Below are 21,968 nucleotides of genomic sequence, written 5' to 3' on the forward strand. Positions count from 1 at the left end.
CGCCGTCAGCGTTCGTCGCCGGTCAGCAACCGGTGCCGGCCGAGGGTCCAGCCGAGCAGTGGCCCGCTCGCGCCGTCGCCGCCCTCCTCGGGCGCGCCGGGCGGACGCGCCGGGCCTCGGCGTTCGCCGGCGGCGATCCGGGCCAGGTCCGCGAGCGCGGGGCTCAGCCGGTCCCGGACGTCCGGCGCGACCTCGTCCAGCTTCCGGCGCAGCCCCTCGACGGCGAGGGCCGGATCGCCGGCGCCCGGTACGGAGAGGAAGAAGACCAGCTGCCGCCAGGCGTACGCCACGTCCTTGACCGTGCGCAGCGGACGCGGGTTGTGCCGGAGCCGGGCGGTCAGGTGGGTCACCACCGTGAACGTGCGGTCTGCCAGCGCGGTCCAGCCGGCGGCCGGTCGTACCCCCACCGGCCCGACGAGGGTGGCGAGGTTGTGCGTGGTGAGGATCTGGGCCTGTTCGATGATCATGCCGTTCGCCGCCACCCGGTGCCAGCTCGGCCCGGTGCCCGCCCGGATGGCGCAGAGCGCGTCGAAGCCGGGAGAGGTGGCCGTGCCCCGGCCCTCCTGACGCCGTACGTCGTCCGCTCCCGGCAGCGCCGCGTAGTCGATGTCGTAGTAGCGCGCGTAGAGGCTGTCGGCCAGCAGGTCGCCGGCGAGCCGGGCCGCGGCGGCGTACTTCGCCGAGAAGGTCCCCTCGAAGATGTCGGTGGCCAGCTCCTCGACCCACGGCAGGCGTCCGCCGGCCTCCCGGTCCAGCGCGACCAGTTCGCGGACGAGGGGGTTGGGCAGCAGGGTGGCCGGGAAGCCGTCCAGCGCCAGCTCGCCGAGGCGCCGCAGCGCGCTCGTCGCCGACGCGTGGGTGCCGGCCAGGGCTGAGCGGTGACCGGCGACCGCACGGACCCAGGGCAGCTCGTCGAGGCGTACCTGGTGCTCGAGGTTGGTCAGGAGCAGCGACCGGCGGTTGCGGAACGCCCGGTAGGTGGCGGCCGTCAGCGATCGGAGCGCCTCGTCCGGGTATGACGCGGCGGTCGCCGTGGCGGCGATCTGCGGTACGAGCCGGGCGAGCACCTCGGCCGACGGCACCACACCGGCGGCGATCAGCTCGGCGACCGTGCCGGCGAGCGCCCGCCGGACCACCCGGCGGATCGGCTCGGCGATCCGCGCGCCCGCCGGTACGCCCGACCACGCGGCCTCCTCGGGGGTGATCGGGCCGGTCACCGCCTCGACCGACCGGATGCCGCAACCCGGCGGGAAGACCGCCAGTCGGTTGACCACCACCCGGGCCAGCGTGTGCAGCATCGGTCCGGCGGCGTCGGCGGACTGGCGTTCGCGCAGGGCGGCGTGCTCCGGTGAGCCGGGCCGTCCGCGTCGGCGCACCATCGAGTCGACCGCGTGCTGAAGCAGCCCGCGGGCCCGGGGGGAGAGCGGCCGGCCGGCCACCGCCTCCTCGGTCGCCGCCCGGAGGATGGCCAGGTTCTCCTTGGGCCGGCGGTGCTTGCCGCAGTGCGGGTGCGCGGCGGCGAGCCGGTGGTAGCGCTCGACGAGTGCGGCGGCCCGGTCGCTCCAACCGGCGGGAGTCCGCGCACCGACCTGGCCGTCCCGGGCCGTCTCCAGCCAGAGTTCGAGCAGTTGGTCCGCGAACGGGTTCCAGACCGTCAGCGCCTCTTGCATCGCCGCGACCCGGCCGTTCGGCTTGCGCCGGGCGAGACGCTCGCGTGCCGCACCGGCGGTCTCCCGCCAGACCACCTCCGGGCCGTACGCCGGAGCGTCGTCGGGCGCCGGCGTGAAGCGCAGCCGGTGGGCGTGCGGGCGCAGCTCGTCGACGAGTCCGACCGCCGCCGTCTCGTCGCCGGCGCGGAGCAGCCACGCCACGGTCAGCAGGGCGGCCTCCTCCGGCGTCTCCACCCGGTAGGCGCCGCTCTCCAATAGCACCGACAGCTCGGCGAGTCCCGCCTCGGTGAGGTGGTACGCGAAGAGGGCGTCACGCTGGGCCGGTACACCGGCGCGTCGGGCCAGCTCGGCCTCGTACGGCCGCAGCGGCCCACCGGCCACCGCCTCGCCGGTGGCGAAGCCGCCCCGCACGACCTGCGGCGTCGCCCAGAACGGCAGGTCCGCCACCGGCTGCCGGGAGCCCACCGATACGCTGCCGCCGGCGATCCGGCGCAGCACCGCGGACCATCGCGCGAAGCGCTCCCGGGCGCGCTGCCGCGTCTGTGCGTCGGGGTGGCTGCCGGCCGTCTCGGCCGCCCGCGCCAGCTCTGCAGCGGGGTAGCCCACGCCGATCCTAAACTTGTTCTCGTCCATCGCCAGCGTGGCGGGTTCCGCCCCCGCGCCCTCCGGGTCCCGAGCCCGGCGCTCTCCTCATTGAGCTACACGCTGTCGCCGCCACGCGGCACGGTACCCGAACCAAGATCGTCCGGGACGCGACGATCGTACCGGTGCCGCTGCCCCGTGGGCTGCCCGATTTCCCGCCCGGCCGGCTCCGACCCGGGCGGGAACGGCAGCGGTGGTTACCGTCCTCGGCGTCACGGACGGTAGCGTGACGCCCGTGTTCCCTACCGTCCGTGAGGTTCTCGCCCTCGACCCGGTCCGCCACGGCGCCCCACGCCTGGTGGCGGGGGAGGCCGGACTCGACCGGCCGGTGCGCTGGGTGCACGTGGCCGAGGTGCCGGACATCGCCTCGCTGCTCGGCGGCGGCGAGCTGGTGCTCACCACCGGGATCGGGCTGCCCGCCGACGACGCGGGCCTGCGCGCGTTCATCGGCGACCTGGCCGACGTGGGCGTCTCCGGCCTCGTCGTCGAGCTGGGCCGCCGGTACCTCGACGGGGTGCCCCGGGTGATGGCCGCCGCCGCCGAACGGCGTGGACTGCCCCTGGCCGAGCTGCGGCGGGCCACCCCGTTCGTCCGGATCACCGAGGCGGTGCACGGGCTGATCGTGGACGCCCAGCTCACCGAGCTGCGCGCCACTGAGGAGATCCATCAGCGGTTCACCGAGCTGTCGGTCGAGGGAGCCGGGCCGGGCGAGGTGGTCCGGCAGGCGGCGGAGCTCTCCGGCTGTCCGGTGGTGCTGGAGAACCTGTCCCGGCAGGTGCTCGCGTACGACCCGGCGGGGGAGAGCGCCGAGCTGCTGCTCGACGGCTGGGAGCAGCACTCCCGCCGGATCCGGCCGGCCGGGCGGACCGCGTACGACGCGGACAGCGGCTGGCTGGTCACCGAGGTCGGGGCCCGGGGGCAGGACTGGGGTCGCCTGCTGCTGCGTTGGCCGGCCGGCGGCGACCTGGCGACCGTCCGCCCGCGGCGCAGCGCCGCCACCCCGGAGGCCCTGCTGGGGCGCCCGTCGCCGCAGTTCGTCCCACCGACCCGGCTCACCATCCTGGTCGAGCGGGCGGCCTCCACGCTGGCGTTGGGCCGGTTGATCCGCCGGGACGCCGAAGGGCTGGAGCGGCAGATGCACCGCACGCTGCTCACGGCGCTGCTCGACCACTCCTGGCCGGTCGACGAGGTGGCGCTGCGGGCCAAGGCGCTCGGCGTGCCGCTGGAGCGGAGACATCTCGTCGGAGTCATGATCCGGTTCCGGGTCGACGGCGCAGCCGGGGAGAGCACGCCGGCAGGTGAGCCGGGCCCGCCGACCGCGCCGGCCCGGTTGCGTGATCTCGCCGAGGCGGTGGAGCACGCGCTGCGTGAGGCGCGGCTCGCCGCCCTCTCCAGCGCGGTCGACGACCACGCGGTCGGCGCGCTGGTCGCCCTGCCGGACGCCGCGTCGGAGGAGAAGGCGCTGGGTGCTTTCGCGGCCGCGCTGCGCCGGGCCCGCCTCGACGGGTCGACCGGGGCCCGCGTGGAGGGGGCGGCTCGTCCCGACGGGGCGGGCCGCGGCGACGGGGTGAGGTCGGAGGCGGGGTCCCGGATCGACGGGCCGTCCCGGGCCGACCTGCCCCGCCAGGCTGGGCGGAGTCCGGTCCCCACTCCGGCCTACCCGGTGATCATCGCGGCCGGGTCGTGCGTGGGCAGTCTCCGGGAGGCTCGACGCTCGCTGATCGAGGCCCGGCAGATCGCCGACGCGGCCCGGCGGGACCGCCGTGATCTGTCCATCTTCCGGCTGCCGCAGGTCGGACTCGCCGGGCTGCTGCACCTGCTCCGGGACGAGCCGCGGGTGCAGACCTTCGTCGAGCGGGAGCTCGGCCCGCTGCTCGGCTACGACGCCCAGCACCCTCGGGAGCAGCTGCTCGACACGCTGCGCGCGTACCTCGAACAGGGCCGCAACAAGTCGGCGGCGGCCGCCGCGGCGCACCTGTCCCGACCGGCCTTCTACGAGCGGCTGGCCCGCATCGGGCGCATCCTCGACGTCGACCTGGACTCGGTCGACGCCTGTCTCAGCCTGCACGTCGCCCTGCTGGCCCTGGACGCCGTCCGCACCCCCTAACCCACCCCCACCCCCACCCTCACCCGGCCCGGCCCGCCCGGCGGCCTGCCCGGTTGATCATGAAGTTGTTGCCCTTCGGTCCGGCGTGTCCGGGCAATAACTTCATGATCAACGCGGCGAGGCGGAGGGGGCGCGGGAGGGGGGGCGGGGTCAGGAGAGGGTGGTCAGGGCCTTGGCGTAGGCGGGGGGGATGTGGTTGGGGCCGCCGCCGGGGGTGAAGACGTCCGAGGTGGCGACCACCGACCAGGCCGTGTCCGGTACGGCGTCCACCAGGGCGCGTACCACCGGGGCGTCGCGCCACTGCTCCTGCTCGGCGAGCAGGCCCAACGCCACCACCGACTCCTCCACCTCGCCGACGCACTCGAACGGCTTGTGCCCGTCCACCCCGAGCAGCTCGCGGTAGCCGGGGATCTGCGTCTCGTCGGCGAGCAGATCGCCGCCGAAGATGTGGGTGATCCGCTCCCGAGGCATGAACGGGGCGAGAGCCAGGAAGACGAATCGGCACTTCGGGCAGTCCCGGCACCAACGGTCGCTCGGGTCACGCAGCTTGAACGCCGCGTTGCAGCTGGTCACCACATCGTCGTAGCGGTCGATCCCGGCGAAGAGCCGGGCGATGTGCAGCTCCGACAGCGGCCGCAGCAGGGAGAAGTAGGGCTCGGCGAGCCCGGCGTGCTCGGTGAGCGCGGCGCGCAGTAGCCCCTCGGCCTCGACCCCCTTGGACCACTGGTGGTTGATCTCGTGACCGTTCCAGATCAGGTTCGGATCTGACGCGGAGCGCTCGTTGGACATCACCACCGGCCCCAGCCCGTGCAGCACCGACGTCGCGACGGCGATCAGCGAGTTGATCGCGGTGACGGGGATGTGCCCGTTGCGGGCGCCGGCGGCGTTCAGCTCGAAGAGCACCGGGTCGATCCGGCGGCGGGCGGCCAGCGGGGCCAGCCCCGACGCCTCGTTCACCGAGACGATCACGTGGTTCGGGTTGACCGAGAACGGCACCGGGTCGAAGCCGGCCCGGCGTAGCGCCTCCAGGCTGACGATCGAGTCCTTGCCGCCGCCGACCGCCGACAACGGTCGCCGGTCCGAGTTGTCCAGCGGCGCAGCCGGCTTGACCGACCCGTCCGGGACCTCCGGCGTGAGCTGCAGCACGTGCCGCAGCTGGTTGCGGTACGCGTACTCCCCGAGGCCCTTGGTGTAGACGGCCGTGACCAGCTCGACGGCGGCCGGCCCGAGCGGCGCCGGCAGCACCAGCCGGCCGGGGGCGGCCGTCTTGTAGTAGCTGACTCCGGCGACGACGTGCAGGAGTTCGAGCACCCGACCGAGCGCGGCGACCGTCTCGTCGGACGGCGGCGCCTCCGGCAGCGGGAGCGTGACCACCTCGGTGAAGCGTTGCTCGCCGGCCGGACCTGTCAGAGCGTAGTCGAACAACACCTCGCCGGTGGAGAGGTCGATCGAGTAGGACGGGAATGCGAAGGCGTCCATCCGCCGCAGTTGCTCGTAGCGCACACGCCATACTAGGCCCTGGTTCGTCCGGCCGTGCCCGGCTGTGCCGGACCCGTGCCGCGACACCCGGCCCGTCCGGTACCGCCGACACCCCGGAGGAGATCACCTGTGCGCCTGTCTGACCTGCGCGGACGTTCCGTAGCCGTCTGGGGGACCGGCCGGGAGGGCCGGGCGGCGGTGACCGCGATCGCCGCGCACGGCCCGGCCGCGCTGGTCGCCGTCGACGACAGCGCCAACTTCCTCTCCCTGCCCTGGGACGGGCCGCTGGCCGAGGCCGCGCCGCTCGTCACCGGCGAGGAGGGCTTCGCCCGGCTCGCCGCCGCGGACGTCGTGGTCCGCTCACCGGGCGTGCCGCAGACCCACCCGTGGCTGGTCGAGCTGCGCCGCCAGGGCGTGACGGTCACCCAGGGCACCGCGCTCTGGATGGCCGACCACGGCGACCGGACGGTCGGGGTCACCGGCAGCAAGGGCAAGAGCACCACGTCGAGCCTGATCAGCCACCTGCTGAACGCGGTGGACCGGCCGAACGTCTTCGGCGGCAACATCGGCGTGCCCACCCTGGACCTGCCCGAGGCCGACCTCTACGTGCTGGAGCTCTCCAGCTACCAGTGCAGCGACCTGACGGACTCGCCCCGGGTGGCGGTGGTCACCGCGCTCTTCCCCGAGCACCTCGACGCGCACGGCGGCGAGGCCGAGTACTACCGGGACAAGCTCAACCTGATCGCGTACGGGCCGCGGACCGTGGTGGTCAACGGCAACGACCCGCGCCTCGCCGTCGAGCTGGGTGACCGGGCGGCCATTCGCGCCGGCCGGTCCGACACCGTGCACGTGGCCGCCGGTCCGGACGGCGCGCCCTGGTTCCACCTCCGGGACCAGCCGCTCTTCCCGCGCGCCGTGCTGCCGCTGGTCGGTCGGCACAACGAGGGCAACCTCTGCGTCGCGCTCGCGGTGCTCGACGCGCTCGGGGTGGACGTCGTCGCCCGTAAGGACACGCTCGCCGTGGCGGTGGCCGAGTTCCAGGGGTTGGCCCACCGGCTCACCGAGATCGTCGACCCGTCCGGGCTCACCTTCGTCGACGACACCCTCGCCACCAGCCCGTACGCCGCCATGCACGCGATCGACGCGTACGAGGGGCGCCCGCTCACGGTGATCGTCGGCGGCGCCGACCGGGGACTCGACTTCAGCCCGCTGCGCGAGCACCTGGCCGAGCGCGAGATCACCGTGATCGGGATTCCGGACAGCGGTCCCCGGATCGTCGAGGCGCTCGCCGGGTTGCCGAAGGTGCGCACCGAGACGGTCGACGAGCTGGCGGACGCCGTCCGGCTGGCCCGGGAGGTGACCCCGGTGGGCGGCGTCGTGCTGCTCTCGCCCGCTGCGCCGAGCTACGGCCGGTTCCGCAACTTCGAGCACCGTTCCGAGGTCTTCGCCGAGGCGGTACGCGACACCGCGCGGTGACGGTAGGCGGCAACACGCGGTGACAGTAGGCGAGATCGCGCGGTGACGGTGTGCGACACCGCGCGGTGGTGCCGAGCCGATCGGTCAGGCCTCCAGCACGGTGAGCCACTCGCCTGTCCTCGGGCGGTAACCGTGCCGCTCGAAGAGTCCACGCAGGATCGCCGGAGCGTGTCCGGCGCCGTAGACGATCGCCACGTCGATCGGCTCCGCGGCGCGGGTACGGACCAGTTCGGAGAGGGCGGCGAGCAGTCGCTCGTCCCGGGTGCCGCCGAGCGTGCGCTCGAGCCGCTCGGTGAAGTCGTCGTCGGCGTACAGCTCGTCCCGGGCGCTCGGCAGGTCGTTCATCTCGACCTCCGGTGACAGCAGCATCTTCCGGCCGCCGACGAACTGGGCGACCGCCACGAACGGAACGGCACACCAGAGCAGGATCCGGTAGCGCAGCGGCATGGCCCGCCAGTCCTGGGCGAACTCGGCGGCCGTCAGGTCCGGGTTGATCAGCTCGACGCCGAGCGACCGGTACGGGATGTTGTCGACCACCAGCCCGGAGCGCTTGTTGGCGGGCATGACCCGGTACGAGAGCGTGATCGCCCAGCCGAGGACCGATCGTCCGCTGACGCCCTCGACGACGAGCACGTCACAGCGCCGCAGCCGCTCGGTCACCGCCGCGTAGAAGTGCGGGCTCGCCACGTGCAGCATGGGGAAGAGTACGAACTGCAACTCGCTGCCGGGGCGCCGGAGACGCACCACCGCCGAGCGGGTACCGATGATGCTGTGCTCGATGATCTGCATCCGCGCCCACCTCGCCAGCTCCGAGGGCTGTCCACCGTAGGCCGGACGAGCAATCGGCCACCGTGGGCCGGACGAGCAATCGGCCACCGTGGGCCGGACGCGCAATCGGCCACCGTGGGCCGGACGCGCAATCGGCCACCGTGGGCCGGACGCGCAATCCGGCCGCCGTCCCGGGTGGCGTCCCCCGGCTCGCGGAGCGCGGATCCTCGGGCCGGTCAGAGGGCGGTGTGCAGGGCGCGCATCGAGCGGATGGCCGAGCGGATTTCCTGGAGGTAGCGCCCGGGCGTGAGCGTGGGTTCGGGCAGCCGGGCCGGGTCGGGCAGGGCGGGGTCGACGCCGATCGTGTCGATCCCGGCGCCGTACGGCACCGCGAGGGTGCGCAGCGCGTCGCAGTGCTGGAACGGCACGTAGTTCGGGTGGGTGACCAGCAGCAGTTGGTCGCCGGGGGAGAGCCGGGCGTGGCCGGCCCAGAAGCGTTGGGTGTCGGCGGTGTGCGCGCGGCGACGCTGTGGTTCGCTGGACGGGGCGGCCAGTACCCGCACGGGTGGGGCGCCGGCCGGGTGGTACGTCCGTGACGACCAGGAGTGGTGCGGGTGCCCCGCGTCCACGCCGTCTTCCTCGGCCGGCCGGGTGACTCCGAACGCGAGCCGCACGGCCGCGTCGAGCGCGTCGACCTCGGTGTCGGCTCCGACCACGCTGGCATCGGCGAGGATGCTCCGCTCCGCTTCGGAGAGTGGGCGGAAGCTGCCCAGCACCGCCACCTCGCCGGCCACCCCGACGCCGTGGCGGAGCAGGTGCGCCGCGTACGCCACCCGCCGCAGGCAGGCGTGCGCCAGACCGCCGAGCACGAGCAGGTGGGCGTACCGGGGCAGGGCGGGTCGGGCGGCCCGCACCAGGCCGAGCGCGGTCGCCGCGTCCCGCACGAGCCGCGCGGTCGACGGATCGAGGGCCGGCTCGCGGGCGTCGGGCCGCTCCCGGCCGCCCCGGAAGTCCCAGTGCGCGGCGGAGAAGTCGTCCAGGCCGGCGAGGACAGCGGCGAGGTCGCCGGTCGGCCAGCGGCCGCCGAACCGCCCGACCAGTCCACGCAACGGTGCGGAGCCGATCCACGCCGCGATGCCGTCGACGATCGCGCCGGGGTCGGCCGGCGGAGTTCCGAAGGCCAGCGGCAGCGGCACCGTCTCGGTGCCGACCAGGGTGGACCGGGACGGGAGGGCGGGCCCGGGCGACGGTGGGACGGGCGGCTCGGGCACGGCCCGAATCGTACCGGCCGGCGCGCCGCCATCGGCCCCTACGCGGCCGCCCCGGTGGGGGCGCGATCCGCGAGCACGGGGTGGCGCGAGGACCGGCCCGTCAACCGGCCCCGGCCATCCCCGCGAGGCGGCGGGCGAGCAGCGCGGCGGCCTCCCGCAGCTCCGGAGGCTCCAGCACCTCGGCCTCGAAGCCCAGTTGGGCGATGTGCGCGGCGAGCCAGTTCAGGTTCTCCCCGCCGACGACGAGCAGGCACCACCCGTCGCGGTCGTCCTCGACCCGCCCCACCTGCGGCGGCACCATCTCCCGCACCCGCTCGGGCGGCGCGTGCACCCGGACCCGGGCGAGATGCCGGTACGGCGAACCGGTCACCGACCGCTGCACGTAGGCGACCGGGTCCGGATGCTCCCGCGGCCGGAAGCGCCAGGTCGTGGCCACCGCCTCGCGCATCCGGTCCAGCCGGAAGGTGCGCCAGTCGTCGCGGTCGACGTCCCAGGCCATCAGGTACCAGCGGCGGCCGGTGGTGACCATCCGCACCGGTTCGACAGTGCGCTCGCGTTCGTCGCCGTCGCGCCCGGCGTAGCGGAACCGCACCCGTACGGCGTCGCGGCAGGCCCGCGCGAGCGTCACCAGCAGCTCCGCGTCGATCTCGACTCCGGGGCCGACGAGGGTCTCGGTGGCGCCGTGGACCGCCCGCACCTCCGCCCGCAGCCGGGACGGCATCACCTGGTCGAGCTTCGTGAGCGCCCGCAGCGCCGCCTCGCCCGCCCCGGCGACGGTTCCGCCCGACGCCAGCCGTAGGGAGACGGCGGTCGCGATCGCCTCCTCGTCGTCGAGGAGGAGCGGCGGCAGCCGAGTGCCCGCGCCGAGCTGGTAGCCGCCGCCGACACCGGACGTCGCGTGCACGGGGTAGCCGAGCGCGCGTAACCGCTCCACGTCGCGGCGCACGGACCGGTCGGTGACCCTCAGCTCGGCGGCGAGTTCGGCGGCGGTCCAGGAGGGGCGCCGCTGCAGCAGCGCCAGCAACCGCAGCACCCGCTCGGTCGTTGCCTCAACGGTCACGCGGTCATCGTTCCACGGATCACGGAACGTTCCTGTCCGCAATCTGGCGGAGGCTGCAACCATGACCGACCAGACCTGGAATTCCAGGGTCCGGGACCAGCTCGCCTGGCACTGGACCAACCAGCTGAGAGAGCGCCTCGACGGACTCACCGACGACGAGTACCTGTGGGAGCCGGTGCCGAGCTGCTGGAGCGTGCGCCCGCGCCGCGCAGGCGTCGGGCCGGTGCCGGTCGGGTCCGGCGCGACGACCATCGACTTCGCGATGCCGCAGCCCGACCCGGCACCGTTCACGACGATCGCCTGGCGGCTCGGGCACGTGATCGTCGGCGTACTCGCGGTGCGCAACGCCGCGCACTTCGGTCGCGCGCCCACCGACTACCAGTCGTTCGAGTACGCCGCGACCGCGTCCACGGCGCTGGCCCAGCTCGACACCGAGTACGCCACCTGGCGCACCGGGGTCGAATCGCTCGGCGAGACCGGCCTCGACCGCCCGTGCGGAACGGCGGAGGGACCGTACGCCGAGCGGCCCCTGGCGGAGCTGGTGCTGCACGTCAACCGCGAGGTGATCCACCACCTCGCCGAGGTGTGCCTGCTCCGCGACCTGTATCTGCACACCCACCGACCGACCCGGCAGGAGGCGAGCTGAGATGGCCCGCGACATTCAGATCACGTTCGACTGCGCCGACCCGGCCGCGCTGGCGGCGTTCTGGGCCGAGGCCCTCGGCTACCGGGTGCAGGAGCCGCCCGCGGGCTTCGAGTCGTGGGAGCAGGCGCTGGAGGCGATGGGTGTGCCACCGGAGCGCCGCAACGACGCGTCGGCGTTGGTCGACCCCGAGGGCGTCGCGCCGCGGCTGTTCTTCCAGCGCGTGCCGGAGCGCAAGCAGGCCAAGAACCGCGTGCACCTCGACGTGCGAGCCGCCCCGGGGCTCGAGGGCGAGGCGCGGATGGCGGCCCTGGAGGCGGCGGCCGAGCGGCTCGTCTCCCACGGTGCGACCCGGCTCGAGCGCCACGAGCCCGCGCCCCCGCTCGGCGCCGGTCACATCGTGCTGGCCGACCCGGAGGGCAACGAGTTCTGCCTCGACTGATCGGCCGCGCCTCGGGGCCCCCGCCGGTGAACTCTGCGGCGGGGGCACCGCTGTCCCGAGCTGTAGGCGTCCGGCGTGGGCCGGGGGCGGTGCTGGTGCTGTCGTATGACGTGGCGAGTCAACCCGTGGTCCGATGTGCGGGCCGACGGTGGGGCGCAGCATGACTCCGGGAGTGACATCGACGTTGGTGATCGGAGTGGGACGTGCGGAAGACAGCCTCGGTTCTCGGTCTGGTTCTCGGCCTCTACCTGGTGGTGCGGGCGATCGCCGAGCCTTTCGTGATCGACATGGGTGATCCCGCCACCTACCGGCACGACTGGGGTGGACCCAGCCTGGCCGGGGTTCTGCTGGTCCACTGCGGCCCCGGTGTGGTCGCGGCCGTCGTCATCGCGGTGGTGCTGCTACGGCGTGGCAGGGCCGGCCGGATCCGGGGGTGAGCGAGGCTCGTCGTGGGTTCGCCGCGGTGGGCGCGCGGCGCGTCGGCGGGGCGAGGGCCGCCCGCATCGTGCGCCTGGATAACGGTTCGGTGCCCAGGTATTGCAGTACGCGCCCGGCTGTCGTAGAAATTCTTCAGCAACAATCTGTGAACTGAAGACAATCAACAGCCCCCCCGCCCTCGTACGGCGGCCGCCCACCCCCACCCACCGACGGCCGCCCGGCCCGAACCGAGGAGAGAGCATGAACAGGCGTGACATCCTGCGGCGGACCGCCGCCGCCGGCCTGCTGGCCACTCCCGCCGCCGGTCTGCTCGCCGGCTGCGCCACCGGTGGCGGTGGCGGCGACAGCGACGCGGAGACGTACAAGGGCACGAAGAGTGACCAGAACCCGCTCGGCGTCAAGGAGGACGCCCCGCTCGAGGTCGTGATCTTCAACGGCGGCTTCGGCGAGGAGTACGCCAAGTCCCACGAGGCGATGTACAAGGAGAAGTACCCGAAGGCGGAGATCAAGCACTCGGCGACGCAGGAGATCAACAAGACTCTCCAGCCGCGCTTCGTCGACGGCACCCCGCCCGACGTGGTGAACAACTCCGGCGCCGGCCAGATCGACTTCAACGGCCTGGTCTCCCAGAACGCCATCGCCGACCTGGGCGACGTGCTCAACGCGCCGAGCCTCGACATCCCCGGCAAGACGGTCAAGGACACGCTGCTGCCGGGCGCGGTCGAGGTCGGGTCGTACGACGGCAGGTTCCTGGTGCTGAACTACACCTACACCGCGTACGGCATCTGGCACTCCACCAAGCTCTTCGGCGACCGCGGCTGGCAGTATGCGAAGACCTGGGACGAGCACATCGCGCTCTGCCGGCAGATCAAGGCGGCGGGCATCGCCCCCTGGACGTACGCCGGCAAGCACCCCCGCTACATGAGCTGGCCGCTGATCGCCACCGCGATCAAGTTCGGCGGTCCCTCCGTCGCCACCGCGATCGACAACCTGGAGCCGAACGCCTGGAAGTCGGACGCGATGAAGGCGGCGGCCGACGCCTGGCACCAGATCGTCAAGGACAAGTACATCCTGGACGGCTCGCCCGGCCTGGACCACGTGCAGTCGCAGACCGCGTGGTGCCAGGGCAAGGCCGCCTTCATCTCCTGCGGCTCGTGGCTGGAGAGCGAGCAGAAGAAGGTGACCCCCGAGGGCTTCAACATGACCGTCCAGCCGACGCCGAGCCTCGGCAGCAGCGACAAGCTGCCGTACGAGGCGATCCGCGGCACCGCCGGCGAGCCGTTCATGGTGCCGGCCAAGGCGAAGAACCTGCCCGGCGGCCTGGAGTACTTCCGGGTCATGCTCTCCAAGAAGGGCGCGCAGGACTTCACCCGCAAGGTCGCCAGCCTCACCATCGTGGCCGGCTCCACCGAGGGCATCGAGCTGCCGTTCGGTCTCGACACCGTGGTCAAGGCGCTCGACGCCTCCGGCAGCAACGGCTTCAACTGGGTCTACAACAACTACTACCGCAAGCTGGAGCGGGAGCTCGTCGACGCGGCGTGCGGCGAGTTCTTCAGCGGCCGGATCGGCCCGGCGGAGTTCCTCGACCAGTGCCAGCGGGGCGCCGACTCGATCGCCCAGGACAGCTCGATCAAGAAGTACAAGCGGGCCGCGTGACGTCCGACCGGTGGGGACCGACGGTCCCCACCGGTCACCGCTTCCGGGAGTAGGTCCAACTCGTGAGACATGGCAAGTACCCGCTGATCGTGACGTTCCTGGTGCCGCCGCTGCTGCTGTACCTCGTCTTCGTCGTGTCGCCGTACCTGCAGGCCTTCCAGATCTCGACCACCGACTGGCTCGGCTACTCCGCCGAGGCCGACCCGGTCGGCCTGGCCAACTTCGAGGCGCTGCTGCACGACGGGCGGGTCTGGAACGCGCTCAAGAACAACGCGTGGCTGCTCGCCGTGGTGCCGGTGTTGACGATCGGGCTCGGTCTCTTCTTCGCCACCATGCTCAACATGGGCGGCCGCAAGGGCCGGGCCGGCGTGACCGGCGTACGCGGTACGGCGGTCTACCGGATGGTCTACTTCTTCCCGCAGGTGCTCTCGGTGGTCATCATCGCCCTGCTCTGGAAGGAGGTCTACCACCCGAACAGCGGCCTGCTCAACGGCACCCTCCGCGCCGTCGGCCTGCCCGCGCCGACCTGGCTCGGCGACCCCCGTACGGCCTTCTGGTGCGTGCTGGCGGTGATGGTCTGGGCCAACGTGGGCTTCTACGTGGTCCTCTTCGGCGCGGCCATGTCGGCGATTCCCCGCGACATCTACGAGGCCGTGCTGCTCGACGGCGCGTCCCGGTGGACGACCCTGCGCCGGGTCACCATCCCGCTGCTCTGGGACACCGTGCAGGTCGCCTGGATCTACCTGGCGATCGCGGCGCTGGACGGGTTCATCCTGATCCAGCAGATGACCAACGGCGGCCCCAACTTCTCCTCCGACGTCATCGGCCTGCGGATGTACGAGACGGCCTTCGGCAGCGAGAGCAAGTTCGGGTACGCCTCGGCGATCGGCGTGGTGCTGTTCTTCCTGACCCTGTCGGTGGCGGTACTGGCCCTGCGGGCCGCCCGGCGTGATCGGATCGAGTACTCGTGACCATTCTCGACAAGCCCGCCTCCGAGGGCGCCGCCGCCGACGAGCGGCGGGTGCCGCGAGACCGGGCGTTGCGCGGCGAGTCCGGCGCGGCGAACGTCTTCTCGCACGGCTTCCTGCTGCTGTGGGGTCTGCTCACCGTACTGCCGCTGCTCTGGATGTTCATCAGCTCGTTCAAGAGCGACGTCGAGATCTTGGCCGACCCGTGGGGGCTGCCCGGGGCGCTGCGCTTCGAGAACTGGGCCCGGGCGTGGACCGAGGCGCACATCGGCCGCTACTTCCTGAACAGCGCCATCGTGGTGGCCGGCTCGCTCACCCTGACCATGCTGCTGGGTGCCGCGGCGGCGTACGTCTTCGCCCGGTACGAGTTCCGGGGCCGGCAGATCGCCTACTACCTCTTCGTCGGCGGGATGATGTTCCCCGTCTTCCTGGCCCTCGTGCCGCTCTTCTTCGTGGTGCGCAACGCCGGTCTCTTCGGCACCTGGACGGGTCTCATCCTGGTGTACGCGGCCTACTCGCTGCCGTTCACGGTCTTCTTCCTGACCGCGTTCTTCCGGACTCTGCCGACCACGGTCGCGGAGGCGGCGCTGATCGACGGGTGTGGCCACTTCCGGCTCTTCTTCCGGGTGATGTTGCCGATGGCTCGACCGGGAATGATCAGCATCGCGATCTTCAACTTTCTGAGCCAGTGGAACCAGTTCATCCTGCCCCAGGTGCTCATGCAGGGCGACGACTCGAAGTGGGTGCTGGCCCAGGGGCTCACCGCGCTGGCGGTCAGCCAGGGCTACCAGGGCGACTACAGCGGGCTCTTCGCCGGTCTCACCATCGCCACCCTGCCGGTGCTGGTGGTGTACGTGATCTTCCAGCGTCAGGTGCAGTCCGGCCTGACCGCCGGCCAGCTCAAGTGAGCGCGGGGCCCGCTCGCACCACGAGCGGGCGTCCTCTCGCCCGCCGTCGAGCGGCGTCGGCCGACAATGTGGACGCGAGCTGACCGAATCCGATCCTCCGTGCCGGCGCGGGCGCCCGGCGGAAGGTCAGGGGGTCGGGGCGATCATCAGAGCGTGCAGCGCGGCCGGGTCGGCGACCTCGGGCAGGTCCCGGGCGGCGAGCCAGGCCGCGGCGGCAGCCCCGTCGCCGGCGGGGCGCAGTGGCGCGTGCGGCCAGCGCCGGGCGGCCTCGGCCCGTACGGCGGCGGCGAGCGGCGTGTCCCCGGTCAGCAGCCCCCCGCCCAGCACGAGCGGGGTGCGGATGCCGGTCGGCCGGATCCGCTCCACGCTGCCGATCAGGTGGGTGGCGGCCGTGGCGATCAGCTCGGCCGCCGCCGGCTCGCCCACGGCCGCGGCGGCGACCACGGCCGGCGCCAGCCGGGCCAGCTCCACCGGGGGACGGCGGGTCACCACCTGGATGAGCGTGTCGACCGTGTCGCGGGGGCGGGCCGCCACCTCGGTCGAGCCGAGCAGTTCGGTGAGCACCTGCCGGCCCAGCGCGTCCGGCGGGTGGCCGCGATCCAGGTCGGCGAGCAGCCCGCGGACCGCCTCCCGGCCCAGCCAGAAACCGGAGCCGGCGTCGCCGAGTAGCCAGCCGTGCCCGTCCGCGACGCGGTCCAGCCGCAGGTCGTGGACCTCGGCGGCGATCGCGCCGGTGCCGGCGATGAGCACGGTTCCGTCGGGTTCGGCGGTGCCCGAGGCGTACGCCACCAGCGCGTCGCCGTGCACCGCGTACGGGCAGCGCAGCCCGGCCTCGTGCCAGGCCCGGTCGAAGGCCGCCCGCCCGGCCGCGTCGGCGAGCAGCCGGCCGGCGCCGGCGAGCCCGATGGCGCCGGCGCGTACCCGGGCCGGATCGACGTTCGCGAGCGCGCCACGCAGCGCGGCCAGCACTTCGGCGGCCGCCCGTTCGGCGCCGTGGCTGGTGGGGTTGCCGCCGCCGGCCCGACCGGTGCCGAGCTGTCGTCCGTCCAGGTGGAGGGCGGTGGCCCGAGTGGACGTACCTCCGACGTCGAGGCCCACCACCACGGTTCCGGACATCCGCACCCACCCCTTGATCGATGTGGCATTCATGCTGGTCGTCGAAGCGGGCGGGGGCAAGCGCCGGAGGGTGCCCCTGACCGGCGCAGGAGGTAACAGTTTGAAAACTTCGCCCACAGTCTTGACATGGAGGGGCCTTCAGTAAGAACTTTTACCACTATCAGTTAACAGTCTTTTCGAAAGGCGTCCCATGGTTGATCACGAGGTGGACACCTCCGCGGGGACCGCGGTGGTCGACGCCGACGCGTTCGACCGACGGGGCGTACGCGCCGCCGCCAGCGACGGCGTGCTCGCCCGGGTCCGCACCGGCCTCGCCGAGTTGACCGGGGCGCTGCGCCGGGTCGCCGAGCACGTGCTGAGCGACCCGGAGGCCGCCGCCCGGTCCACCATCGTGGAGCTGGCCGAGCGGAGCGGCACCTCACCGGCGACCGTCACCCGGTTCTGCCGCGCCATGGGCTTCGAGGGCTACGCCGACCTGCGCCTGGGCATCGCCGCGGAGACCGGGCGGGCGCGCTCGGCCGGTTGGACCGTCGACATCGGCCGGGAGATCCAGCCCGGCGACCCGCTCACCCGGGTGCTCGACCAGGTCATCGCCGCGGACACCCGGGCCATGCACGACACCGCCGCGCTGCTCGACCTCGCCGAGGTGGAGCGGGCCGCGGTCGCCATCGCCGGCGCCTCCCGGGTGAACATCTTCGGCGCCAGCGGCAGCGCCCTGGTCGGCGAGGAGATGCAGTTCAGCCTGCATCGCATCGGCGTCGCGGCGTGGGCCTGGAACGACGTGCACGAGGGCCTGGCCAGCGCCGCGCTGCTGCGCCCCGCCGACGTGGCGCTCGGCATCTCGCACACCGGGCAGACCCGGGAGACCATCGAGATGCTCGCCGAGGCGGGCAGCCGAGGCGCCACCACCGTGGCGCTGACCGGCTTCCCCCGCTCGCCGCTGGCCGAGCTGGCCGACATCGTCCTGATCACCGCCAGCCAGGCCACCACCTTCCGGCCGGACGCGCTCAGCGCCCGCCACCCCCAGCTGGTCGTGCTCGACCTGCTCTACATCGCCGTGGCGCAGCGGACCCACGACCGGGCCCACGCGGCCTTCCGGCGTACCGCCCAGGCGGTCGACGGCCACAAGGCGAGAGGAGCCGCGTCGTGATCAGCGCACAGACGTACGCGGACGCCGTCCGCCCGGTCCTCGACCGGCTGGTCGACACCCAGTCCGACGGGCTCGACCGGGCCGCCGACCTCATCGCCACCAGCCTGCGCGACGGCGGCGTGCTCCAGGCCTTCGGCGCCGGCCACTCGGAGGCGTTCGCCGCCGAACTCGTGGCCCGGGCCGGCGGGCTGGTGCCCACCAACCGGCTCTCGGTGCACGACCTGGTGCTGCACGGCGGCGACTCACGCGACGTGCTCGCCGACCCGAAGCTGGAACGCGACCCCTCCATCGCCCACCGGATCTACGCGCTCGCGGCACCCGAACCGCGGGACGTGTTCGTGGTGGCGTCCCAGTCCGGCATCAACGGCTCGGTCGTCGAGCTCGCGACGCTGGTCACCGACCGCGGTCATCCGCTGATCGCGGTCACCTCGGTAGAGCACACCGCGCGAGTCGCCCCCCGGCACCCGTCCGGCCGGCGGCTGGCCGACCTCGCCGACGTGGTGCTGGACAACGGCGCACCGTACGGCGACGCACTGCTGCCGCTCGAGGGCGGCGGCGCGGTCTGTGCGGTCTCCTCGGTCACCACCGCGCTGCTGGCGCAGCTGCTGACCGCGGAGGTCGTACGACGGTTCCACCAGGCCGGAGAGGCACCCCCTATCTACCTCTCCGCCAACGTCCCCGGCGGGGACGAGCACAACCTCGCCCTCGAGTCGCGGTACGCCGGGCGTCTCCGGCGCACCGCCTGACTCGAATCCCACAAGGAGAGACGACGATGTCGATTACCCCCGAGCACCCGACAGCGCTCGACCGTCGCACGGTGCTCCGTCGTGCCGCCGCCGTCGGCCTGGCCGTCCCAGCCGCCGGCCTGCTCGGCGCCTGCGCCACCAGCGGCGGCGAGGAGACCGAGCAGGTCTCCGGTGGCACCAAGAGCGCCACCAACCCGCTCGGCATCAAGGAGGACGCGCCGATCGAGGTGATCATCTTCAACGGCGGCTACGGCGAGAAGTACGCCACCGACGTGCACGAGCCGCTGTACAAGAAGGCGTTCCCCAAGTCCGAGGTCAAGCACCAGGCGACCCAGGCGGTCTCCACCGTCCTCCAGCCCCGGTTCGCCGGCGGCAACCCGCCGGAGTTCGTCAACAACTCCGGCGAGAAGTTCCTCGACTTCGGTGCGCTGGTCAACGACGGCCAGCTGCAGGACCTGACCGAGCTCTGGGACGCGCCGTCGGTCCACGACCCGAGCAAGAAGGTCCGGGACACGGTCATCCCGGGCATCGTCGAGCAGGGCATGTTCGACACCGCCGACGGGCAGCGCAAGCCGTACGTCCTGTACTACGTCTCGACGGTCTACGGCATCTGGTACTCCGGGAAGCTCTTCAAGGACAACGGCTGGACCGCGCCCACCACCTGGGAGCAGTTCACGGCGCTCTGCGACCAGATCAAGGCCAAGGGCATCACCCCGTACGGGTACGCCGGAGCGAACGCGGCCTACTACCAGTGGAACGTGATCCTCACCCAGGCCGCGAAGATCGGCGGCCCCGACGTGCTGAAGAACATCGACAACCTGGAGGACGGCGCCTGGCAGCAGGACGCCGTCAAGCAGGCCGCCGCCGCGTGGGCCGAGATCGGCGCGAAGTACTCGGACAAGAGCTTCGAGGGGCTCAAGCACACCGACGTGCAGCTGCGCCAGAACCAGGGCAAGCTCGCCTTCTACCCGTCCGGCGACTGGCTGGAGAACGAGCAGAAGAAGGACACGCCCGCCGGCTTCACCTACCAGCTCATGCCGGTGCCGAGCCTCACCGCGTCGGACAAGCTGCCGGCGACGGCTATCCGGGCGGCCGGAGGCGAGGGATACTTCGTCTCGTCGAAGAGCAAGAACCCGCGCGGCGGGATGGAGTACATGCGCCAGATGCTCTCGCAGGAGGGTGCCCGGGGCTTCACCGAGACCGTCGGTGCGGCCACGGTGGTGCCGGCCGGCAGCGACGGCTACCAGTTCCCGCCGGGCGTGGCCAGCTCGCAGGCCGCGCTGAAGGCGGCCGGGGCGAACGTGTTCAACATGCTCTTCGACAACTGGTACAAGGAGCTCGACACGGAGGCGCGGACCGCCACCAACGAGCTGATGTTCGGCCGGATCAACGCGGACGCGTTCGCTGAGCGGATCCAGAAGCGCGCCGACGCGATCAAGAAGGACACCTCCGTCACCAAGTTCAAGCGCTGATCGGAGCGTAGGGTCATGCGGCACGGCAAGTATCCGTTCGTGATCGGGTTCCTGTTCGTCCCGGTCACGCTGTACGTGGTCTTCGTCATCGCGCCGTACGCGCAGGCGTTCCAGATCTCGATGACCAACTGGCGGGGCCTGTCGGCTCCACAGTGGGTGGGCTTCGAGAACTACCGGAGGCTGCTGGACGACGGCAACTTCTGGAAGGCGATCCAGCACCACGCCGTACTGCTGCTTGCCCTGCCGCTGATCACCATCGCCATCGCCCTCTTCTTCGCCTTCCTGCTCAACGTGGGCGGGCGGAGCGTCGGCGGGCAACGCCAGGGGGTCTGGGGGTCGAAGTTCTACCGGGTGGTGTTCTTCTTCCCCCAGGTCCTCGCGGTGGCGATCATCGCGGTGCTGTTCCAGATGGTCTACCGGCCCAACGAGTCCGGCCTGATCAACGGCGTGCTGATGAAGCTCGGCCTGGATCCGGTGCTCTTCCTCATCAAGCCGAACCTGGCCCTCTGGTCCATCCTCGCGGTGCTGGTCTGGCAGGCGGTCGGCTTCTACGTGGTGCTCTTCTCCGCGGGGATGGCCTCCATTCCGACCGAGATCTACGAGGCCGCCGAGATGGACGGCGCGACCCGGGTGACGCTCTTCTTCCGGGTCACCCTGCCGCTGCTCTGGGACACCCTCCAGGTCGCCTGGGTCTACCTCGGCATCGCCGCGTTCGACGCGTTCGCCATCGTGGCGGTGCTCTCGGTGGACGGCGGCGGCCCGGACGGGGCCACCACGGTCCTGGCCATGGAGATCTACCGCAACGCCTTCGTCTACTCGAAGTACGGCTACGCCTCGGCGATGGGCGTGGCGCTGTTCTTCCTGACCATCACGTTCGCGGCGCTGACGCTGCGGCTCAGCAAGCGGGAAAGCGTGGAGTACTGATGAACCCGCAGTCGACGCTGCCGCCGACACCGGCGGCGCTGCCCCAGACCGGGGCCCGGAAAGGCGCCGGGCGGCGCGGGAAGGGCCGACGTTCCGAGGTGGGGCTCTTCGCCGGTCTCGGTCACATAGCGCTCGCCGTCTGGGCGGTGATCGTGATCGTGCCGATCCTCTGGACGTTCCTGGCCTCGTTCAAGAACACCACCGAGATCTTCAGCAGCCCGTGGACCCTGCCGGGGGAGCTGCGCTGGGAGAACTACGCCCGGGCCTGGACCAAGGCGAACGTCGGCCGGTACTTCCTGAACAGCGTGATCGTGGTCGGGCTCGGCACCTTCGGCACGATGCTCTTCGGCTCGATGGCGGCGTACGTGCTGGCCCGGTACAAGTTCTGGGGCAACCGGGTGATCTATTACCTCTTCGTCTCCGGTCTGGCCTTCCCGGTGTTCCTGGCCCTGGTGCCGCTCTTCTTCGTGGTGAAGAACCTCGGCCTGCTGAACACCCACACCGGGCTGGTGCTGGTCTACATCGCGTACTCGCTGCCGTTCACGATCTTCTTCCTGGCCGCGTTCTTCAAGACGCTGCCCTCGTCGGTGGCCGAGGCGGGGATGATCGACGGCTGCTCGCACACCCGGCTCTTCTTCCAGGTGATGCTGCCGATGGCGAAGCCGGGTCTGATCAGCCTCACGATCTTCAACGTCATCGGTCAGTGGGCGCAGTACCAGTTGCCGTTGGTGCTGCTCTCCAACGCGAAGGACAAGTGGGTGCTCACCCAGGGCATCGCCGACATCTCCGTGAACGCCGGCTACGAGGCCGACTGGTCCGGCCTCTTCGCCGCCCTCACCATCGCGATCCTGCCGATGATCATCGTGTACGCGATTTTCCAGCGCCAGATCCAGTCCGGCCTCACCTCCGGCGCCGTCAAGTAACCCCACCGCCCGCCGGGGTCCGCCCGCGCCCGGCGGGGGAGCACGTTCACGGAAAGAGTGGCTGTTACACGGGGGATAGCCACTCTTTCCGTGAACGAGGCCGTCCACG

The 21,968-nt window shown here is 72.2% G+C and carries 19 protein-coding genes and 1 tRNA gene; 13 read left to right on the plus strand and 7 right to left on the minus strand.

All coding sequences use genetic code 11. From position 1 onward, the window contains the following. Positions 1-5: 5 nt before the first annotated feature. Both D7147_RS29070 and D7147_RS29075 read right to left on the minus strand, forming a co-directional pair. Positions 6-2,276, minus strand: coding sequence for a hypothetical protein (locus D7147_RS29070; RefSeq protein WP_120683362.1), 2,271 nt, complete (start codon positions 2,274-2,276; stop codon positions 6-8). Positions 2,277-2,305: 29 nt separating this feature from the next. After that, positions 2,306-2,378, minus strand: a tRNA-Pro gene (locus D7147_RS29075). A gap of 169 nt (positions 2,379-2,547) precedes the next feature. Between D7147_RS29075 and D7147_RS29080 the strand changes: the two genes are divergently transcribed. Then, positions 2,548-4,419 carry a PucR family transcriptional regulator gene (locus D7147_RS29080; protein ID WP_120683364.1) on the plus strand — a complete coding sequence of 624 codons (1,872 nt, stop codon included), beginning with the start codon at positions 2,548-2,550 and terminating at the stop codon, positions 4,417-4,419. A gap of 150 nt (positions 4,420-4,569) precedes the next feature. Here the strand turns inward: D7147_RS29080 and D7147_RS29085 are convergent, their stop codons facing one another. Continuing rightward, entirely contained in the window at positions 4,570-5,922 is a 1,353-nt protein-coding gene (locus D7147_RS29085) for a hypothetical protein (protein WP_120683366.1), read from the minus strand. 105 nt (positions 5,923-6,027) lie between these two features. On the opposite strand from D7147_RS29085, the gene murD reads away from it, so the two are divergent. Continuing rightward, the gene (gene murD / locus D7147_RS29090) at positions 6,028-7,374 is read left to right on the plus strand and encodes a UDP-N-acetylmuramoyl-L-alanine--D-glutamate ligase (protein WP_120683368.1); all 1,347 of its coding nucleotides are present in this window, start codon (positions 6,028-6,030) and stop codon (positions 7,372-7,374) included. An 84-nt stretch (positions 7,375-7,458) separates the two neighbouring features. Here murD and D7147_RS29095 read toward each other — a convergent pair whose 3' ends face one another. The 3 genes from D7147_RS29095 to D7147_RS29105 all read right to left on the minus strand — a co-directional run bounded on the left by D7147_RS29095 (position 7,459) and on the right by D7147_RS29105 (position 10,473). After that, a complete protein-coding gene (locus D7147_RS29095; RefSeq protein WP_120683370.1) occupies positions 7,459-8,163 on the minus strand; it encodes a hypothetical protein in 705 nt (234 codons plus the stop codon). 215 nt (positions 8,164-8,378) lie between these two features. Further along, positions 8,379-9,413, minus strand: a complete 1,035-nt coding sequence (locus tag D7147_RS29100; RefSeq protein ID WP_233563550.1) for a hypothetical protein — start codon at positions 9,411-9,413, stop codon at positions 8,379-8,381. A gap of 100 nt (positions 9,414-9,513) precedes the next feature. Then, entirely contained in the window at positions 9,514-10,473 is a 960-nt protein-coding gene (locus D7147_RS29105; protein ID WP_120683372.1) for a helix-turn-helix transcriptional regulator, read from the minus strand. Between the two features lie 61 nt (positions 10,474-10,534). Here D7147_RS29105 and D7147_RS29110 point away from each other — a divergent pair, with 61 nt between their 5' ends. The 6 genes from D7147_RS29110 (at position 10,535) to D7147_RS29135 (ending at position 15,528) form a co-directional block, all read left to right on the plus strand. Continuing rightward, the gene (locus tag D7147_RS29110; RefSeq protein WP_120683374.1) at positions 10,535-11,119 is read left to right on the plus strand and encodes a DinB family protein; all 585 of its coding nucleotides are present in this window, start codon (positions 10,535-10,537) and stop codon (positions 11,117-11,119) included. A 1-nt stretch (position 11,120) separates the two neighbouring features. After that, a complete protein-coding gene (locus D7147_RS29115) occupies positions 11,121-11,558 on the plus strand; it encodes a VOC family protein (RefSeq protein ID WP_120683376.1) in 438 nt (145 codons plus the stop codon). A gap of 203 nt (positions 11,559-11,761) precedes the next feature. Next, on the plus strand, positions 11,762-11,995 hold the full coding sequence (locus D7147_RS29120) for a hypothetical protein (RefSeq protein WP_120683378.1): 234 nt from the start codon (positions 11,762-11,764) through the stop codon (positions 11,993-11,995). 241 nt (positions 11,996-12,236) lie between these two features. After that, positions 12,237-13,652, plus strand: a complete 1,416-nt coding sequence (gene ngcE, locus D7147_RS29125) for an N-acetylglucosamine/diacetylchitobiose ABC transporter substrate-binding protein (RefSeq protein WP_120683380.1) — start codon at positions 12,237-12,239, stop codon at positions 13,650-13,652. Between the two features lie 62 nt (positions 13,653-13,714). Then, positions 13,715-14,623 (plus strand): carbohydrate ABC transporter permease, encoded by a 909-nt coding sequence (locus D7147_RS29130; RefSeq protein WP_120683382.1) that lies wholly within the window; start codon positions 13,715-13,717, stop codon positions 14,621-14,623. Continuing rightward, positions 14,620-15,528: a carbohydrate ABC transporter permease gene (locus D7147_RS29135; protein ID WP_120683384.1), complete on the plus strand. Its 909-nt coding sequence runs from the start codon at positions 14,620-14,622 to the stop codon at positions 15,526-15,528. The genes D7147_RS29130 and D7147_RS29135 overlap by 4 nt, the downstream gene beginning before the upstream one ends. A gap of 126 nt (positions 15,529-15,654) precedes the next feature. Here D7147_RS29135 and D7147_RS29140 read toward each other — a convergent pair whose 3' ends face one another. Continuing rightward, on the minus strand, positions 15,655-16,644 hold the full coding sequence (locus D7147_RS29140) for an N-acetylglucosamine kinase (protein ID WP_120683386.1): 990 nt from the start codon (positions 16,642-16,644) through the stop codon (positions 15,655-15,657). Between the two features lie 190 nt (positions 16,645-16,834). On the opposite strand from D7147_RS29140, the gene D7147_RS29145 reads away from it, so the two are divergent. From D7147_RS29145 to D7147_RS29165, 5 genes are read left to right on the plus strand one after another with little or no spacing between them, the layout of a single operon-like run. Then, complete coding sequence (locus D7147_RS29145) at positions 16,835-17,794, plus strand: MurR/RpiR family transcriptional regulator (RefSeq protein ID WP_120683388.1); 960 nt, start codon at positions 16,835-16,837, stop codon at positions 17,792-17,794. Next, complete coding sequence (locus D7147_RS29150) at positions 17,791-18,540, plus strand: sugar isomerase domain-containing protein (RefSeq protein WP_120683390.1); 750 nt, start codon at positions 17,791-17,793, stop codon at positions 18,538-18,540. Before D7147_RS29145 ends, D7147_RS29150 begins: the two co-directional genes overlap by 4 nt. 26 nt (positions 18,541-18,566) lie before the next feature. Continuing rightward, complete coding sequence (gene ngcE / locus D7147_RS29155) at positions 18,567-20,012, plus strand: N-acetylglucosamine/diacetylchitobiose ABC transporter substrate-binding protein (RefSeq protein WP_120683392.1); 1,446 nt, start codon at positions 18,567-18,569, stop codon at positions 20,010-20,012. A gap of 15 nt (positions 20,013-20,027) precedes the next feature. After that, positions 20,028-20,936, plus strand: coding sequence for a carbohydrate ABC transporter permease (locus D7147_RS29160; protein WP_120683394.1), 909 nt, complete (start codon positions 20,028-20,030; stop codon positions 20,934-20,936). Next, entirely contained in the window at positions 20,936-21,859 is a 924-nt protein-coding gene (locus tag D7147_RS29165; RefSeq protein ID WP_120683397.1) for a carbohydrate ABC transporter permease, read from the plus strand. The genes D7147_RS29160 and D7147_RS29165 overlap by 1 nt, the downstream gene beginning before the upstream one ends. Positions 21,860-21,968: the final 109 nt, after the last annotated feature.

Origin of the sequence: Micromonospora musae (assembly GCF_003626545.1) — a bacterium.
Taxonomy (GTDB): Bacteria; Actinomycetota; Actinomycetes; order Mycobacteriales; family Micromonosporaceae; genus Micromonospora; species Micromonospora musae.